Source organism: Paraburkholderia fungorum (assembly GCF_046026025.1).
Lineage (GTDB): Bacteria > Pseudomonadota > Gammaproteobacteria > Burkholderiales > Burkholderiaceae > Paraburkholderia > Paraburkholderia fungorum_E.
In genome coordinates, this window is record NZ_JAQQFL010000022.1 from 57,985 (window position 1) to 75,245 (window position 17,261).

17 protein-coding genes and 3 pseudogenes are annotated in these 17,261 nt (G+C 63.1%); 5 read left to right on the top strand and 15 right to left on the bottom strand.

Translation table 11 applies throughout. The annotated features are described in order from the left end of the window. Positions 1 to 120: 120 nt before the first annotated feature. Positions 121 to 1,182, bottom strand: a complete 1,062-nt coding sequence (locus PQR67_RS22985; RefSeq protein WP_408464367.1) for an NAD(P)H-dependent flavin oxidoreductase — start codon at positions 1,180 to 1,182, stop codon at positions 121 to 123. Between the two features lie 94 nt (positions 1,183 to 1,276). Between PQR67_RS22985 and PQR67_RS22990 the strand changes: the two genes are divergently transcribed. Together PQR67_RS22990 and PQR67_RS22995 are read left to right on the top strand one after the other, a co-directional pair. After that, a complete protein-coding gene (locus tag PQR67_RS22990; protein WP_408464369.1) occupies positions 1,277 to 2,152 on the top strand; it encodes a LysR substrate-binding domain-containing protein in 876 nt (291 codons plus the stop codon). Beyond that, complete coding sequence (locus PQR67_RS22995) at positions 2,149 to 3,297, top strand: YbfB/YjiJ family MFS transporter (RefSeq protein ID WP_408464371.1); 1,149 nt, start codon at positions 2,149 to 2,151, stop codon at positions 3,295 to 3,297. The genes PQR67_RS22990 and PQR67_RS22995 overlap by 4 nt, the downstream gene beginning before the upstream one ends. Before the next feature lie 212 nt (positions 3,298 to 3,509). Here PQR67_RS22995 and PQR67_RS23000 read toward each other — a convergent pair whose 3' ends face one another. Next, positions 3,510 to 3,689 carry a DUF2934 domain-containing protein gene (locus tag PQR67_RS23000; protein WP_408464373.1) on the bottom strand — a complete coding sequence of 60 codons (180 nt, stop codon included), beginning with the start codon at positions 3,687 to 3,689 and terminating at the stop codon, positions 3,510 to 3,512. Between the two features lie 221 nt (positions 3,690 to 3,910). On the opposite strand from PQR67_RS23000, the gene PQR67_RS23005 reads away from it, so the two are divergent. Beyond that, positions 3,911 to 4,450, top strand: coding sequence for a hypothetical protein (locus tag PQR67_RS23005; RefSeq protein WP_408464375.1), 540 nt, complete (start codon positions 3,911 to 3,913; stop codon positions 4,448 to 4,450). 58 nt (positions 4,451 to 4,508) lie between these two features. Here the strand turns inward: PQR67_RS23005 and PQR67_RS23010 are convergent, their stop codons facing one another. From PQR67_RS23010 to PQR67_RS23020, 3 genes are all read right to left on the bottom strand, one after another. Beyond that, entirely contained in the window at positions 4,509 to 4,754 is a 246-nt protein-coding gene (locus PQR67_RS23010) for a DUF6723 family protein (protein WP_408464377.1), read from the bottom strand. Between the two features lie 25 nt (positions 4,755 to 4,779). After that, positions 4,780 to 4,902: a hypothetical protein gene (locus tag PQR67_RS23015; protein ID WP_408464379.1), complete on the bottom strand. Its 123-nt coding sequence runs from the start codon at positions 4,900 to 4,902 to the stop codon at positions 4,780 to 4,782. 101 nt (positions 4,903 to 5,003) lie between these two features. After that, positions 5,004 to 5,456: a PA2169 family four-helix-bundle protein gene (locus tag PQR67_RS23020; protein WP_408464381.1), complete on the bottom strand. Its 453-nt coding sequence runs from the start codon at positions 5,454 to 5,456 to the stop codon at positions 5,004 to 5,006. A gap of 249 nt (positions 5,457 to 5,705) precedes the next feature. On the opposite strand from PQR67_RS23020, the pseudogene PQR67_RS23025 reads away from it, so the two are divergent. After that, positions 5,706 to 6,395, top strand: a pseudogene (locus PQR67_RS23025) (DNA topoisomerase IB); the annotation flags it as partial. Here the strand turns inward: PQR67_RS23025 and PQR67_RS23030 are convergent. From PQR67_RS23030 to PQR67_RS23075, 10 genes and pseudogenes are all read right to left on the bottom strand, one after another. Continuing rightward, positions 6,394 to 7,077 (bottom strand): hypothetical protein, encoded by a 684-nt coding sequence (locus PQR67_RS23030; RefSeq protein ID WP_408464520.1) that lies wholly within the window; start codon positions 7,075 to 7,077, stop codon positions 6,394 to 6,396. The pseudogene PQR67_RS23025 and the gene PQR67_RS23030 overlap by 2 nt on opposite strands. Then, on the bottom strand, positions 7,074 to 8,480 hold the full coding sequence (locus tag PQR67_RS23035) for a selenium-binding protein SBP56-related protein (protein ID WP_408464383.1): 1,407 nt from the start codon (positions 8,478 to 8,480) through the stop codon (positions 7,074 to 7,076). The genes PQR67_RS23030 and PQR67_RS23035 overlap by 4 nt, the downstream gene beginning before the upstream one ends. A gap of 137 nt (positions 8,481 to 8,617) precedes the next feature. Further along, on the bottom strand, positions 8,618 to 9,496 hold the full coding sequence (locus PQR67_RS23040; protein WP_408464385.1) for an ABC transporter permease: 879 nt from the start codon (positions 9,494 to 9,496) through the stop codon (positions 8,618 to 8,620). Beyond that, positions 9,493 to 10,326 carry an ABC transporter ATP-binding protein gene (locus PQR67_RS23045; RefSeq protein ID WP_408464387.1) on the bottom strand — a complete coding sequence of 278 codons (834 nt, stop codon included), beginning with the start codon at positions 10,324 to 10,326 and terminating at the stop codon, positions 9,493 to 9,495. The genes PQR67_RS23040 and PQR67_RS23045 overlap by 4 nt, the downstream gene beginning before the upstream one ends. A 94-nt stretch (positions 10,327 to 10,420) precedes the next feature. Continuing rightward, complete coding sequence (locus PQR67_RS23050) at positions 10,421 to 11,473, bottom strand: ABC transporter substrate-binding protein (RefSeq protein ID WP_408464389.1); 1,053 nt, start codon at positions 11,471 to 11,473, stop codon at positions 10,421 to 10,423. Between the two features lie 65 nt (positions 11,474 to 11,538). Further along, on the bottom strand, positions 11,539 to 12,447 hold the full coding sequence (locus PQR67_RS23055) for a TauD/TfdA dioxygenase family protein (RefSeq protein WP_408464391.1): 909 nt from the start codon (positions 12,445 to 12,447) through the stop codon (positions 11,539 to 11,541). Between the two features lie 242 nt (positions 12,448 to 12,689). After that, positions 12,690 to 13,013, bottom strand: a complete 324-nt coding sequence (locus PQR67_RS23060) for a 4Fe-4S dicluster domain-containing protein (protein ID WP_408464393.1) — start codon at positions 13,011 to 13,013, stop codon at positions 12,690 to 12,692. Continuing rightward, on the bottom strand, positions 13,010 to 13,207 hold the full coding sequence (locus PQR67_RS23065; RefSeq protein WP_408464395.1) for a hypothetical protein: 198 nt from the start codon (positions 13,205 to 13,207) through the stop codon (positions 13,010 to 13,012). Before PQR67_RS23065 ends, PQR67_RS23060 begins: the two co-directional genes overlap by 4 nt. Positions 13,208 to 13,811: 604 nt before the next feature. Further along, positions 13,812 to 14,444: pseudogene (locus PQR67_RS23070) on the bottom strand (FAD-dependent oxidoreductase); the annotation flags it as partial. 121 nt (positions 14,445 to 14,565) lie between these two features. Beyond that, a complete protein-coding gene (locus PQR67_RS23075; RefSeq protein WP_408464397.1) occupies positions 14,566 to 15,585 on the bottom strand; it encodes an aliphatic sulfonate ABC transporter substrate-binding protein in 1,020 nt (339 codons plus the stop codon). A gap of 314 nt (positions 15,586 to 15,899) precedes the next feature. On the opposite strand from PQR67_RS23075, the pseudogene PQR67_RS23080 reads away from it, so the two are divergent. Then, positions 15,900 to 17,171: pseudogene (locus tag PQR67_RS23080) on the top strand (acyl-CoA dehydrogenase family protein); the annotation flags it as partial. Between the last annotated feature and the right edge of the window lie 90 nt (positions 17,172 to 17,261).

Genomic DNA, 17,261 nt, shown 5'->3' on the forward strand with positions numbered 1-17,261 from the left:
GCACGCCTGATATGGCGGCCTATCTGAATCATGTGCGCGAACCGGGCATGCCATGAGTGGCACCGCTGGCCAGACGCCAGCTCTGGTTAATCTGAAGTCCTACGCATCGCTGCAGATCCTTCAGCCTTGCCATTCCTGAGCGAGAGTCTGGACCAGTTGCGCGGCAGGCAACTCGCGCGCCAAAGGCGCACCCTGCCCCGCCCACTGTGCCGCAAATTCGTGGTTGCCGAGTTTCGCCGCGGCCGCGTTCAACTGCTTGGCGGCGTCGTAGGCAACGGGGTAAGGCGCGGGCAGCGGACTTCCCAACGATTCACCGAACGCGATGAGGCGATTGGTCATGCCACGCGCCGGCCGACCGGACAGCACGCTCGTCAGCCTGGTGGCCGCCGCACGCCCGCTCCTGAGATTGGCGCGATAGCTGGCATTGGCCGCCGATTCGGGACACAGAACGAAAGCGGTGCCGAGTTGCGCGGCCGCGGCCCCGAGGTCCAGCGCCGCCTTGATTCCCTGGCCGTCCATGATGCCGCCCGCAGCAATCACGGGTAGTTTCGTTCGCTGCACCAGCAATCGGACCAGCACAGCCGTGCTCAACCGCTCGTCGATCGCATCCGGGTCGAACATGCCGCGGTGGCCGCCGGCCTCGATCCCCTGCGCCACGATCGCGTCGACGCCGGCCTGCTCGATGAGCGCTGCTTCACGCAGGCTGGTGGCACTGGCCAACGTCGTGATGCCTGCGTCCTTCAATGCCTTGATGCGATCCACGGACGGCAGACCAAAGTGGAAACTGACAACGGACGGACGCTGCTCGATCAGCAACTCGAACACCGCATCGTCATAAAGAAACGTCTTGTAGATCTCATCGAGCACGGCCGGAGCTTCAATACCCGCCTCGGCGAACAGGGGCGCCAGGTATTGCAGCCACGCCGCTTCGCGCGCCGCATCGCGCTCTGCAGGCGCATGACAGAACACATTCACATTGAACGGTTCACGCGTCAGACTGCGCGTTTCCTCGATCATTTTGCGCGCCTGGTCAGCCGTGCTCGCACCGATACCGAGGGAGCCCAGTCCGCCGGCATTGGAAACCGCCGCCGCCAGCTGCGGCGTGGAGACGCCCGCCATCGGCGCCTGAATGATGGGGAACTCAATGCCGAGTCGTGCAATGAAGGGGTTTAGCGAATTCATGGCAACTCCTGTTCTGGAACGGGTTGAACGGTGAAGATGACAAATTCTCTATTTGAGAATAAACTCATTCTATCATTTCTTATTAGAGAACAACATGGATCTGGAATCGCTCACCATCTTCTGCGTCGTGGCGGCGGAACTGAGCATCACACGCGCGGCAAGCCGCCTTGGCAGGGTGCAATCCAACGTGACCACGCGGATTCAGCAGTTGGAAGCCGACGTGGGCGTGGAGCTTTTTGTGCGCAGCGGTAAGCGGTTCAGCCTGTCGACGGCCGGCGAGCGCTTTCTCGACTACGCAAAGCGCTTGCTGGCATTGGAAGAAGAAGCCCGGCACGTGGTCACGGGCGGTCTGGATGGCGGCGTCCTGCGCATGGGCTGTATGGAAAGTACGGCCGCCAGCCGTCTGCCCGCCGTGCTCGCTGCATATCATGCTCGCTATCCGACCACACGGCTCGAGGTCACAACAGGACCCTCACGCCAGTTACTGGAACAGGTCCGCACCGGCAGACTGGACTGCGCATTCCTCGCCTTGCCGCCGGCAGCGGGTGACGACGCCTCACTGGCGGACATGGGTCTCGTCGCCGAAAAAGCATGGCTCGAAGAACTGCTGCTGCTGGCACCCGCCAGCGAAGCGTCCGCCGGCAGCGCCCGGGAAATCCGGACGCGATCGCTGGCTGCGTTCATCCAGGGTTGTTCCTACCGCGCCATCGCGGAGGCGCTGCTCGGCATCCCTGATTCACCTGGCTGGCAAGTCCAGGAAATGGGCTCGTACCACGCCATGATCGCGTGCGTTGCTGCCGGAGCCTGCGTCACGGTGCTGCCGAAGAGCGTCCTTGAACTGGCCAAGGTTCCCGCTGATCTGAAGACGCTGCCGGCCGGGCAAGTCGAAACCTGTCTGCTGTGGCGTTCGGGCTATGACGTTCCAGCCTTCCAGAATCTGCTGAATCAATTGAAGAGAGTTGAACGATGAGCAGCATTGCAGCACGGACCGGCGCCAGCCTGCGCCCGGCTATCGACGCAGCCTTGATCATGGCCGTCGGCATGGGCTTTGGTCGCTTCGCATTCACCGCCATCTATCCGCACATGGTGGAAGAGGGCTTGCTCAGTCTGCATGGAGGCAGCCTGGCGGCGTCCGCAAACTACGCAGGCTACCTGCTCGGCGCCTTGCTGGCGATCCGGGCCCAGGCTCATAGTGCGCACCGTTTGTGCCTCTGGTCCATGGCCGGCACCGCGCTTTGCCTGGCCGTTCTGTGCGTCCTCGACTCGACGTGGATGGTTGTGGCGGTCCGCGGCATCGCCGGCGTATTCAGTGCGCTCGCGATGGTCGCCGCCTCACTCTGGCTCCTCGAACATCGCCGGCTGCTTCACCGGGCGCCCCTGCTCTATGCGGGTGTGGGCATCGGCATTGCGGTGTCCGCCGAACTTCTGGTGGCGGGCGCCCATGCCGGGTTGCACAGCAAAGGGCTTTGGCTGTTGCTCGGCGTGACGAGCCTGATCATCGGGCTGGCTGCCACGCCGGGGCTGGTTGCCCATGGTTCCGCGACGCTCGGTTCAGCGAGCGGGTCCACATCCGGCAAGCAGAAAGCAGTCAAACCCTGGCCGCTGGTGGCGATCTATGGTCTCGCGGGCCTGGGCTACATCGTCACTGCCACCTACTTGCCGCTGCTGGTCAGGAGCAGCTTGCCGAATGTAGATGCCGCCCACGTCTGGGCGGTCTTCGGGCTCGGCGCCGCGCCCTCCTGCTTCCTGTGGCATCGTATTCACGAGCGGCTCGGAACACGTGCAGCACTACTGATAAACCTGATCATCCAGGCAGCAGGGGTCGCTCTGCCAACCATCGCGCAATCCGCGGCCGGGTATCTGCTCAGCGCACTGCTCGTGGGCGGAACGTTCATGGGAACGGTAACCATTGCCATGCCCGCGGCGCAGCGCGTGGCGAGCAAGGTTCGAGGCAACCTGATGGCGATCATGACGGTGGTCTACGGTATCGGACAGATCGCCGGGCCGATGGCGGCTAACGCACTCCATGCGCAAAGCCACACCTTCTCCAGTTCGCTGGTAGCCGCCGCCGGTACGCTGGTAGTGGCGGCGGTCATGAGCGTTCTATTGCTTTGAGGGTACTTTGAGCGTATCCACAAGGAATATCAAACGAACGCCGCGCCGGGTAGGATCCGCTTAACGCCGACGCTGAAACCCGTGGCACGCCTACCGCCGCGGCCTTGCAGGAAACGGGTAAACCCGGGCTTTCGAGCGGATTCATTCTGCTGCTCCCATTCACGCGGGCCGCGTTCGCCGAAACCGTACGGGCAATGAATCGCCGACTACCCTCACAGCGTTCCGGGTGGTTCCGTGGGCACGCCCGACGCGTCGGCATGCGCGTCTTCATCCTCGATCCCGGCGCGTGCCTGTTCCCAGTATTCCTCAGGTGTCCCCCTGGGTTCGGTCGCCCGCTCCCACAAATGGTAGGCCCGGGTCCTGATGCGTTCTTCCACCGTCATGGTTTCCATGCTCATGCTCCTTGTGAGACCAGCAAAAAAAGCCCGCCCAGGGCTTGCGCAATTTGCGGTTTGCACCGGATTGCCTGGCGGCATTCTGGTGCGCAGCAAGCGCTGTTCCTCAGCGCCGGACGCTACAGAGATGGGTAGCCATACGCGAAGGACTGACTACAATATGTGGATGCAAGCAGGAATGTGAAGGCGGTCCGGTTCAGACATCGCGTGTCAGTAGAGTGACGTTTCAATTCCTTCATCGGAGGCATGCCATGCGCTGCCCATGCGAAAGAATTGCCGGCGCAATGATTTTTTTGCTGAGCGGGCATGCGTTCGCGGGCGACCTTGCCATCGATTCGCGCGAAGAGATGACCGTTGCGAGTATCGCGCCGCCGTCGGTGAAGGTCGTTCCGCCCATTCCGGAACCGCAACGTTATGAATTTGAATACCAGTCGGATCAGGCAAATCTCTCTTACGCGCAAATCGAGAATTTCTATAGCACACCGGTAACGCACGACTTCCGGTTCGGCGCCGGGACGCGGGCGCCAACGCCTGGGGCGGTGCCGCAGCAGACGTCGGATTACCTCTCTCTGGGCCCGTCGACGGCGCCACAACTCTCCATGGTCGATATACCGAACGCGACTCTGACGCTCGGTGCACAACCGCAGCGAAAGCTGTCGTTGGTCGTCAACGACTGGGCTTTTTCTGCAACAGCGCGTGTCGCGGTTCTCCACTCACACAGCACGGGCGCGACGTTTTCTGTGCGGCACGGGTTTTAAACCAACGTTCGCAAACTTACCAGGGCATCCAGCCGCACGCCTTGCCCTGGCAACATCATTACTTCTCGGGCGCTGCCCGGTCCGTCGCGATGATCTGGCGGCCATACTCCACGGCCGCCTCACGTGCTTGCGCCGGCGTCGCATAAGGTCCGATCTGCGGCGCGCCTTCAAACGGAAACAGGATCTTGCGGTCGGACTTTCTGATGACCCTGAGGCCGCCCACGTACCGGCCGTCGCTCGTGCCGTGATAGGTCGTGTAGATCTCGAAGTCGCCGTCGGAAACATCCGCCTTATGCCGCACCATTTCTAATTCCTTAACTATCCTTACGTTATGCCGGTACCGTTTGCGCCAGCGACGCACCGCCCGGACTGACGCGAAACGGTTCGAGGTCCTGCGTTTTGCTGCCGTCAGCCGGTGTAGCGGGCGGACGGGCGCCGGGTTTTCCTGCCATGGAGATACCCCTTGCGTTGGCGGCATAGGCGCGCCCAGATGCAATATCACTGCAGCCCGGGCGCTGCTGGGGGTATCGAGCGATACCCCCGCCTCTGTCAATTAAGGCTTTGCCGCAGCGTACTGATCACGCAGGTCGCGTACGCGGTCATGGTTTTGCAGCACGCCCTGATACTGGCGCTCGACAATCCCGCGCACGTCCGGCGGCAATTCCTTTTCAAGCGCGTCGTGATAGCGCTTCTTGGCGACATCCTCGCCCTTTTCGCATTCAGCAAGGATGTCGTGATCGCTGCGATTCGCGACCGCCGACTTCACATCGACCCAGCCGCGATGCAAGGCGCCGCTTACACTGCCGTGCGATTCGGGTTTACCGCCCATGCCTTGAACCGCATCCTGCAGTTCACGCGCGCCGCGCGCGCAGTCGGTTGCCCGCGACTGAAACAGGGTTTTCAGTTGCGGGTCATGTGCGTCTTCGGCGGCCTTGAGAAAGCCCTTCTCGCCGTCCTTCGACGTTTCGACCAGATCATTCAGCACAGAAACAACGTTCGTAGCCATTCAATACCTCCAGGTTTCGTCGATCGTGAGATTCGCCGCCGCACTTTTCATGCGGCAGCAGCGTTCAGGGGTCCACTCGCATGCGGCGTGCCTGAACGACGCCATCCCGAAGGCAAGACCGCCCGTGCGTCAGGCACCGGCTTTGCTATTAGCGGGACACCGGCTCAATCCGCGTGCTCCCGTCCAGAACTTTTACTCACCACGATGCCAGCCACCACCCACCCGCTCCAGCGCCGCTCTGACAACACGATGCTCCAGCCCGGTTCCGTCACGATGGCGCCGGGGCTGCGGTATACAGACGACACCCAGCCCGGCTACACCCGCAAGCGGGACAAGGACGGCTTCGCGTACTTCGACGTGGCAGGCAAATGCATGACCGACAGCGACGAAATTGCCCGCATCGAGGCGCTGGCGATTCCGCCTGCTTACGAAGAGGTGTGGATCTGCGCGAACGCACGGGGCCATCTACAGGCGACAGGCCGCGACGCGCGCGGCCGCAAACAGTATCGCTATCACCCGCGCTGGCGCGAAACGCGCGACACCGACAAATACGAGCGCATGGCCGCTTTCGCCCGCGCGTTGCCGAAAATCCGCGCGCGCGTCGCACGCGATCTGAAGTTGCCAGGGATGCCTTGCGACAAGGTCATTGCCGCAATCGTGCAGTTGCTCGACACGACGCTCATCCGAGTCGGCAGTGTCGAATACGCGCGCGATAACCAGTCGTACGGTTTGACGACGCTGCGCAAGAAGCATGTGAAGATCGAAGCAGGCCAATTGCGCCTGAAGTTCCGCGGCAAGAGCGGTATCGAGCACGATGTCGCGGTGGACCATCCGCGCGTCAAGCGCATCGTACGGCGCTGCGCGGAACTGCCGGGGCACGACCTGTTCCAGTATCTCGACGAGAGCGGCACGCGCCACACCATCGGCTCGGCCGATATCACCCCTCGCCGGCTGGTACCGCAGCGTTGAACACCAACGAAAGCGTGCCCACCAGAATAAGGCTCACCGCCCAGACCGCGTCCAGATTGAACCAGCTCCGCGACACGAACTTCAGCCCCAGGTAGCGGTAGACCAACCACGCGAGGAGTCCGCCGACAGCGATCATGGCCGTGGCATGCACGCCGGAGACAAGCAGCGCCATGCCCAGATTGGCATCGATCAGGGCCCGCGCGGCCCGATGACCCTGATCGATGTCGTAGGACCGGCACAGGCCCAGGTAGACCGGCACGAGCATCAACCCCGCGCCGTGCGCGATGGCCACGGCGAACGACCAGAGCGCGAGCCGCGACGGTGGAATCCGCGCGAGTACACGCGGATGACGCCGCCAGATCAGAAGCCACGCGCCAAAACCAATCACCAGCACACTCGCGCCGATCTGGATCTCGCGCTGCCAGGCGAGCAGGATCGCCAGCATGGCGAAAGGCACCATCACCACGAACATCGCCACTACGTGCCCGGCCGCGAGATACAGGAGCGCGGAGAACAGCGCCCGCGCACGCCTGTCCATCAGCCCGCTCGAGACGGCAAGCGGCCAGCCCATTGCCGGGTTGAGCCCGTGATAAAGACCGCTCGCCGCGACGGCCAACCAGAGCCCGGTCTGCGGCCAGCCGCCCCCAATCAAGTCCCCACCGATGGGTAGCAGAACGAATCGGTCGAGCAATCGCCGCCCTCGAGCCGGATCTGGTGAGCCCGGTAGCCGTCGGGAAAGGCGACCCAGTAGTCGTCGGCCAGCGTGAGGCCACCATCAGGCTCGGCCCGTGCCATCACCTGTGCCGCGGGTACACCGTCCGGATAGAACTGGTTATCCCACGTCGAATAGAGGGAGTTGGTCCAGTAGACGCGCTTGCCGTCCCGGCTGATCTCGATCATCTGCGGACCGCCCGCAAAAGTTTGACCGTTCGTGTGAGGCGTGCGCCGTACGATCCCGCCGATGTGGACCGATCCCGTGAGTTTCGGCTTGCGGGGTTCCGTCACGTCGTACTGGCGCATCTCGCCGGTTCCCCAACAGGCGACGTACAGGAATTTGTCGTCGATGGAGAGATCGATGTCGGTGACGAGCGGCGGCACCGCGCCGAATCCCTGAAGCAACGGCGGCAGCAGTTCCGTGGCGGCGGGCTCGGGCGGAATGGTCGCGGTCTTTTCAATGTGGAACTTTCCGCCCTCCCGCCACCAGGTCCAGATCGACCCTTCAAGGTTGGTCGTGTCGACCACCACGCCGATAAAGCCGTACTCACGGCTCGGATCGTGCGCGGGCCGCACTTCGAGCGCCATCTGGTGGTTGGCGCCGAGATCGATCGTTTGCACGTTGCGCCGCGCCCGCAGATCCCAGAAGTGGATGCGGTGGCCATACTTGTTCGACAGAAGATCTTCAGGGACGATCCCATTCTCGAATTGCGGCGGCAACGCCCACTCGCTCGACACCATGTAGTCGCGCGGCAGGTTCCACCAGAAATCGTAGTGTTTCTCCTGCGGCCCGCGGTCGATCTCCCAGCGGCCGAGAACCTCGAACGTTTCGCAGTCCATGATGAAGATGCCAGGTGGCCCGTCTGTGCCATCTTTCCCGGCGCCACCGAGCGTGCTGACGTAGATTCCTTCAGGTCCACAGTGAACCGTATGAGGACGCGAGTAACCGGTCTTGCGGAAAATTTCCTCGGGTTCGATGATCTTGTGAATTCGCGCCTGGGTCGGATGGGGCTGCGTATCGACGATGTAGATGCGCGAAGAGCGCATGCCCGGAATGATCAGATAGCGCCGTTCGAGGAAAGCGTGGCCGGTCAGCGGCGACAGCGACGAAGAGCAGGCATTCCATCCGAAGTGATGAAACTCGTCGCCCTTGTTCGGCACCGGCACCGTATGAACCACCTGACTGTAGGTCGGCGATCCGGGCTTCACGTCGATGACCGCGAGCGCGTCGGGCTGCGAGAAATCGGGGCTGAGCAGCAAGGTGTAGGCGAAGTCTTCCACGGGCGCATCCATCGCGAGTTTCGGCGATGCGTGGAACGTAGGATCTGGGCGCATTCCCATGACGTGGTACTCCTGTCGATCGGGTTCAAGGCCGGCAACGGCGTGCGCAACCGGATGTTTCGCCAACTTTCGCGCGTCTCGCATTTCGTCGTACTTAAGCGCGTTTCCACACTCCCGTTGTCGCGGACAACCGGCCGTTAGTGCTGCACGCCCCAGCGCCGAACGGTCACGCGTTCGAGCGTATCGAACACCAGATGTTCGATCAGCAAGCCGATCACGATCACCGCGGCCAGCCCTGCAAAAACGCGATCCGTGTACAACTCGTTCCTATTCTGAAAGATATACCACCCCAGCCCACCGCTGCCAGAACTCGCGCCGAATACGAGCTCGGCGGCGATCAGCGTGCGCCACGCAAAGGCCCAGCCTACCCGCAAGCCGGCGAGAATCGCGGGCAATGCCGCCGGCACCAGAATCAGCAGCACATGGCGCATGCCCGTGAGCCCGTAGTTGCGCCCCGTCATGCGCAGCGTTGCCGGCACCGATTGAAATCCGGAATAAGTGTTCAGCGCCAGCGGCCACAGCACCGCATGGACCAGCACGAACAGCAGGCTGCCGGTACCCAGGCCGAACCAGAGCAACGCGAGCGGCAAGAGCGCGATGGAAGGCAAGGGGTTGAACATTGCCGTCAGCATCGACAGGACATCACGGCCCAGACGCGTCGACACGGCGAGCGAGGTCAGCGCGAAAGCGAGCACGACGCCGAGCAGATAGCCGCGCAGCAACACGGACATCGACACCGCCGTTTTCTGCAGCAGTTCGCCGGACCACACCCCTTGTATGAACGCGCTGAACGTCGCGCCGAAAGTCGGCAGGAGCAGATCGTTGTCGATTATGCGCGCGGCGATTTCCCATATCACGATCAACACCAGTGCCACCAGTGTCTTGCGCAACCAGCCTTGCTCGAAGATGCGCTTGCCGAGCGGCAGCGGCGCTTCGAGGACAAGTTCGCCCAGCGGTTCGAGCGGACGTTCGTACTCTTCGCGAACCGGCGGCAACAGCGTAGCGGGAGAACTCATTGCACGGCCTCCGTCTCTTCGAACAGCAGATGATGAATACGCGCGACGCTGCGCTGAAAATCGCTGCGCCCGAAACTGTCCTGCGAATACTGATGACTGTTGAGCTCCGCGCGCACGCGGCCGGGATGCGGCGACAGCAACAGAATGCGATTGCCGACCACCAGTGCCTCTTCGATCGAATGTGTGACGAACAGCAGCGTGAAGTTCACCTCTTCCCACAGGTGCAGCAGTTCCTCCTGCATCTTGCGGCGCGTAAGCGCGTCGAGCGCGGCGAACGGCTCGTCCATCAGCAGCACGCGCGGCTGCATCGCCAACGCGCGGGCAATCGCGACGCGCTGCTTCATGCCACCCGACAAGGTATGCGGATAGGCCTTGGCAAACGATGCGAGCCCGACCTTCTCCAGGTAATGCAGCGCACGCTCGTTGGCTTCCACGCGCGACAGTTTTCTCGCGACACGCAGCGGAAAGGCGACGTTCTGCAGAACCGTTTTCCACGGCGGCAACTGGTCGAACTCCTGGAACACGACGATACGATCGGCACCGGGACCTCGCACGATTTCACCGTCGAGCGCGATGCTGCCGGACGTCGGCTGGATGAATCCGGCTACCGCTTTGAGCAGGGTCGACTTGCCGCAACCCGACGGTCCGAGCAGCACGAAGCGGTCGCCGCCGTAGACGTCGAAACTCACGTTGTGGGTCGCGCGAACGATCCGGTCGCGTGTGCGGTATTCGAGGTTGACGTTCTCGACCGCGAGCAGCCTTTCGCTGGTCGCGGGCGTGGCCTCTTCAACACCGTCGTTCGGAAACAGCAAAGTAGGATTGGCCACCATCAGATCACTCCTTGCAGGCCGACTGCGTGGGTCGATGCACGGACCGATGCGCGGACCGATGAGTTGCCGGCGAAGCTCGCGAAGAAAATCATGCTCAGCTTCCTGCCGCGGTTGCCGGGTCGTCGAAGAAATAATCCTTCCACGATTTGGGCTCGTTTTTGATCGCTCCGACGCGATACATGAACGGCGCGAGTCCGAGCGTGTTCTGCGGCGCGATCTTGAACTGCACTTGCGGATCCTTGATGACCTTCAGCAGCAGATTACGGTCGATCTTCGACTGATTCGTCCGGATGTAGATATCGGCAGCGGCGTCGGGATTCGCGGAAATAAAACGTGCGGCATCCGCCAGCGCATCGACGAATGCGCGATAGGTCTTCGGATTGTTGTCACGGAATTTCTCCGTCGCGTACAGGACGGTCGCCGAACTCGGGCCGCCCAGCACGTCGTACGAACTCAGCACGATGTGCGCCTTCGGATTGCCGGCCAGTTCCTGCTCCTGAAACGGCGGATTGCCGAAGTGTCCGGTAATTTCCGTGCCGCCCGCGATGATTGCCGCCGCTGCGTCGGGATGCGGGAGCGCCTGCGTGAACTTGTCGAGGCGGTTGTAATCCTTGTCGCCCCAGCGCTTCGCCGCCGCGTACTGCAACACCCGCGATTGCACCGACACATTGACGGCCGGCACCGCGATGCGGTCCTTCCCGGTGAAGTCGGCGATCGTCTTGACATCGGGATTGTTGCTGACGAGGTAATACGGCAGGTTACCGAGCGACGCCACACCCTTGACGTTCTGCTTGCCGTGCGTGCGGTCCCAGATCGTCAGCAAGGGGCCGACGCCCGCGCCCGCGATATCCACCGCGCCGGAAAGCAGCGCGTCGTTGACGGCGGCGCCACCCGAAAGCTTCACCCAGTCGACCTTGATGTCGAGTCCCTGCTTACGCCCTTCTTTCTCGACGAATTGCTGGTCGCGCGCCACGTTCAGCAGCAAATAGACGACGCCGAACTGTTCGGCAATGCGGATCTGACCTTCGGCATGCGCGGGCATGCTTGCGCCGAAGCCGGCCACGCCCACCGACAAACTCAGCAGCGTGGCAGTCAGACGGCGGGAGAAAGACAACCGCGCGGCGGTCGGGTGAAACCTGGCAAGCATTGGAACTCCGGTCAGCATGTGAATGTGTAGGCGTGCGGGTGTGGTTGAGGCGGGCGGCGTTGCCGTCAGAACGGCACGTCGCCTTCAATCGTCGTGCGATACAGTTTTCGGCGCAGGTGATCGGGTGTGCCGGCCGCCAGATGCATCAATGAGCGGTTGTCCCAGAACACCATGTCGTGTTCGGCCCATTGATGCCGGTACAGATGCTCGGGGCGCACGCTATGCGCGAAGATCTCCTCGAGTAGAGATTTGCTCTCGTCTTCCGGCAAGCCGATCACACGGGTCGTGAAATGCTCGCTGACGAAGAGCGCGCGGCGCCCGGTCTCAGGATGCGTGCGCACGATCGGCTGCACCACCGGCTTCACCTCGGCAATCTGCTCCGCCGACAGATTCGGCCGCCACGGGCTGCGCTTCTGCAATTCCGCGTACTTCGCGAGATACGTGTGCTCCGCTGAACGCCCTTGCACCGCGCCGCGCAAATGCGCCGGCAACGTGTCCCACGCAAGGTGCATGTTGGCGAACAGCGTGTCGCCGCCCTCCGAGGGCAGTTCCTGCGCATGCAGCATCGAACCGAGGCTCGGCTTCTCCTTGTACGACAGATCGGAATGCCAGTAATGACCGGCGTCGCCGAGACCGATCGGCTGGCCGTTCTCGACGATGTTCGAGACGACCAGCACCTCCGGATAGTCCGGCAACTGGAATTGATGCAACACGTGAATCTGCAATGGGCCAAAGCGGCGGCTGAACGCAATCTGCTGATCCGGTGTGATGCGTTGATCGCGAAACACCAGCACGTGATGGTCCAGATGCGCACGGTGAATGCGTGCGAAATCGTCCTGAGCGAGCGGCTTGCTGAGATCGAGACCCAGAACTTCCGCGCCGACAGGACCGTCGAACGCGCGAATTTCGATGTGCCGGGCTTGATTGACAGGGTCAGCGGCGCTGGCGGCGGTGGATGCAAAGGCAGTGGTCACGGGAAACTCGTCGTCGAATCTGTTCGAAGGACGCCGGCAAAGGCGAAGTCAGACAAATCTACCGGCGCGCGCGCACGGCGACAACGAAGCAAATCCGATACGGTTATCTGCTGGAGTGATAAACCCGATGTTTTAACGCGTCGCGGGCAGCGCAGGCGCGTCTGTGTTCCGCTGCGGAATAACGATGTGAGAATAAATCAGGGCCAGGCGTGAGTCGGCCACGCCCGCATCACGCGGATCCCTCAATGGGTCCGGGTCAACAACTCATAGCTCGCGTCCTGGCTCGCGGTCGACGCTCTCTCGCGGCCCCAGCCGATCGCGCGCCGGTAGTTGCCGAGGACCGGAGGGTCGGCATCGAAGCCGCCGATTCGCGCCGGCGCCACCTGAGGCGCCACGAATAGCGCGTCTTCGGGACAATACAACTCGCACATGAAGCAGGTCTGACAGTCCCCTTGCCGGGCAATGCGCGGCGGGCTCCCCGGCACGATGTCGAACACGTTGGTGGGGCATGCCCTCACGCAGATGTTACAGCCCGTGCAGCGCACAGCGTCGACAATCTCGATCATGCCGTCACTCCTTCGGTACGGGTAGCGGATGGCCGCACGGCCAGCCTGTCGATCCAGACTTCATCCAGACCGCCGCTCAACAGGCGATGTCTCTGCGCCGGATCGAGCGCGGCGTGCTCGTGCCGTCGATGCATTCCGCGTGTCTCGGTCCGTTGCTGCGCGCTGCGATACATCCAGCGCGAGGTGGCGAGCATCGCCGCCGCCCGCCCGTAACAGCCGGCCCCGCAGGCCTGCGCGTCCGCGCGAACGGGCGTAGTCGGCCGCGCCCGCACCGGCCCAGAAGCCGGACGACATCGCCCACGCCGCGTTATGACTGCCGCCCCCGGTGAAGCCGCCGCAGATCAGTTCGCGCGTGGCCGCATCACCGGCCGCATACAGGCCTTCGACGGACGTCGCACAGGTCTCGTCCACCAGATGCAGGCCGCCCGTTCCCCGCACGGTCCCTTCAAGACGCAGGGTGACCGGGAAATGCTGCGTGAACGGGTCGATGCCGAGCCGATCGAACGGCAGGAAGAAATTCGGTTGTGCGGTACGCATCCACGCTCGAATCTGTTCATCGGCACGATCGAGGCAGGCAAACACGGGTTGGGTCTGCAGGGTGCGGGCGATCACGCCGCGGCCATGCGCGGAGCCAGCACCCGGGATCACCGATCTGTCCTCGTAATAGAACGAGGCCCACTTATAGAACAGCGATTTCGTCACCGATGAAAACGCCGGCCCCAGGCCATAGGCATTCGAAAACTCCATGCCCGACAAGGCCGCACCCACCTCGGCGGCCATCAACTGGCCGTCGCCGGTGAGCACGTTGCAGCCGAGCGCGTTGCTGAGAAACGCACACCCACCCGTCGCGATGACCACCGCGCCCGCGCGCACGATCCACCTCTCGTCCGCCTGACGGTCGACGCCGGCCGCCCCCGCGACGGTGCCCTGCTCGTCGACGAGCAGTTCGAGCGCCGGGCTGTGATCGAGTATGCGCACCTTGGCTTCCTTGACGCGTTTGCGCATCAGCCGCATGTACTCGGGCCCTTGCAATGACGTGCGCCGCTGCGCGCCGGTTTCATCGACGGGAAACGGATAGCCCCACTCGGCCAGTTGCTGCGCATTGATCCAGGTCTGCTCGAGGACGCGATCCATCCACGCCGGCTCGGCAAGTTCGCCGCCCAACTCGAAACGACTCGCTTTTGCACGATCTCGTGCGTCCTCGCCAGGCGGCACGTACCAGACTGCCGTGCCAGCCGGTGCGGTCGCGCCGGAAGTGCCGCAAAAGCCTTTATCCGCCAATACCACGCGCTCGCCGTTAGCGGCCGCGCTGATCGCAGCCCACGCGCCGGCCGGACCGCCGCCGATCACGAGTACGTCCGCCTCATGCCGGACTGCGCCGTCCGACGCCGTCACGGGTGGCCGTTGGTTTTTTCCCGCGTTGTCCGTCATGGCAGATTTCCCCAAAATTAACGAGCCGATTGCTTAATGAAGTGGACATGCGAAGTGGGCATGCGAAGTGGACATGCTCAGGCAGAGCGGACCGGCGCAGCGCTAGCGCCCGTCCGCCAGCCTATCCACCAGAAGCGGTGTTTGAAGCGGCCGCCGTTTCGGCCCGCTTCGTGGTGAAGTTCCAGCGTTGCGCCGTGGCCGTATCGACCGGCGCCGGCAGAAGACCCGCTCGATAGAAGGTGTCCGCGATCTTCTGCTGCTCGCCAAAATTCTGCGCATCAACGGCGCGTACCGCATAGCTGCGGCGCGCATTGGCACGCTCGATGGTCGCCGCATCCAGGCCCCAGATCGGCGCAAGCAGCTTCGCCGCATCGTCGGGATGGGCGCGAACCCAACTGCCCGCCGACGTCAGCTGTGCGAACACGGTGCCGATCACATCGGGGTGCTCAGCGGCAAAGCTGCTGGACGCCAGGTAGTACCGTTGATAGGAAGCGAGGCCTTCGCCGTTGGCGAGGATGCGCACGTCCGGCGCTTTGTCGACCGACGCGACATACGGGTCCCAGGTCACCCATGCATCCACGCTGCCGCGCTCGAAGGCGGCACGTCCATCGGCAGGCGTCAGGTAGCTGATGCGCACGTCAGCCGGTGCGACACCCGCTTTGGCGAGCGCGGCGAGCAGCAGATAGTGGCTGCCGGCCGCTTTGGTGACCGCAATGCGCTGGCCTTTCAGGTCGGCGAGCGTATGCAGCGGCCCGTCGCGTTTCACGATAATGGCCTGGGCTCCCGGCGAAGGCGCCTCCTGCGCGACATACACAAAACGCGCATGAGCCGCCTGGGCGAACACCGGGACCGTATCGGCGACATCGGCGCTCAAGTCGACCGCGGCGGCATTGAGCGCTTCGGTCAGCGGCAAGCCGCTGGCAAATTCATTCCACGTAATGCTCACGCCCAACGGCGCCAGCGCCTGCTCGAGCGAGCCACGCGCCTTCAGGACGGTGATGAGCGTTGAAGACTTCTGATAGCCGATCCGTAGTTTCACCGGAGCCGGAGCGTTGGTGGAAGTCTGCGCGTGAGCGGCACTCACGGCGAGCAGCGAAGTCAGCACCGCGCGCGCGAGCCAACGAAAGATAGAAAAGGTCACGGCTCGAAATTCCAGTCTGATCAGAGACGATAAAACTGTGATCGTAGCAACGCCGGTTCGCACGGATAAGCGAGCGTTTTAACTATGCTTAGCAGTCGGGTGCATAACGGCAAACACAGCGTTGAGCATTGAAGAAGCGTAGGATCCCCAGCACGCGATGGCACCTTCCAGGGCTTTCCACGCTATCACCCAGGATTCGCCGCTCAAACAGCCTTCGCCGCGCAGCGCCGATATGCATATGGCGTTTCGTTGTTTGATCAAGCAGTTTGCAATGCCTAAGGTATCGGGTTACCACGACCCTTCCCCCGATCAGCATGTCGACCTTGCCCAAGCACTACGCCGAAGTCTCCACGTTCAACTCCGCCGCTGACACCCACCGCGGCGCCGATGCCGATGCCGCTCTGCAGGCGCGCTTCGGCGAGATATTCGAGCGCATCGCGGCAGGCGCTGTCGAGCGCGAGCAGAACCGCGAGCTCGCCTACGAAGCGGTCCAATGGCTGCGCGACGCCGGCTTTACCGCATTGCGCGTGCCACAGCGTTACGGCGGCGGCGGTGTCACGCTGCCGCAATTTTTCAGGCTGCTGACCCGGCTGGGCGAAGCGGATTCGAATCTCCCGCAAATTCTGCGGCTCAATTTCGGCTTTATCGAAACCCGGCTCGAAAGCAGCGACGAAGCGGCCCGTGAACGCTGGCTCACGCTCGTCGCCCATGGTGTGCTGGTCGGCGCGGCCATTTCCGAGCGGACCGGTTCGACCCACAACTCCGTCACCCTCACGCGCGATCCGCACGACAGCAGCCGCTGGCGCCTGAACGGCGAGAAGTACTACAGCACAGGCTCGCTCTACGCCGACTGGATCAATGTGGCCGCCCATGACGGCGAAGACGACGTCAATCTGCTGGTCCGCGGCGACGCCCCCGGCGTGGAACGCATCGACGACTGGGACGGCTTCGGCCAGCGCCTGACGGCAAGCGGGACAACCCGTTTCAACAACGTCGACGTGGCGGACGACCAGATCCTGTTTCGCTATCGCTCGTCGGAACCGCGGCGCAACACGTTCCAGAGCGCGTTCTATCAGACGGTGCACATCGCAACGCTCGCCGGTATCGCTCGCGCCGCGTTACGCGATGCGAGCGCCTTTGCCCGCAACCACACACGCACCTTCGGCGTACCCGGGCAGTCGAGTCCGCGCGACAACCCGCTGGTGCAACGCGTGATTGGACGGCTCGCGAGTCTGGCTTACGCGGCGGAAAGCGTGGTCAACGCCGTCTCGGCCAGTCTGGAGCGGATTTATCAGGCGCGTGCAGCGGGCACCACCACCGACGCCGATTACGTCGCGCTCGACATCGAGGCCTATCAGGCGCAACAGATCGTGATCGGGCACGTGCTCGAAGCAACCACGCTGCTCTTCGAAGTAGGCGGTGCTTCGGCCACCAGCGAGCGGCTGCGGCTCGATCGTCACTGGCGTAACGCTCGCGTGATTGCCTCACATAACCCGGCCATTCAGCGCGAAAAAGCGATCGGCGCATTCCATCTGAACGGTGCGCCGCCCAACGAACGCTTCAGCCTTGCCCACACGCGCGACGAAAACACATCATCCGCGTCGGCACGCGCTCCCTTTGCCGTCAAACGCCTCGACGCCGCGCTCGGCGCGCAGGTCACCGGGCTCGACGCGGCC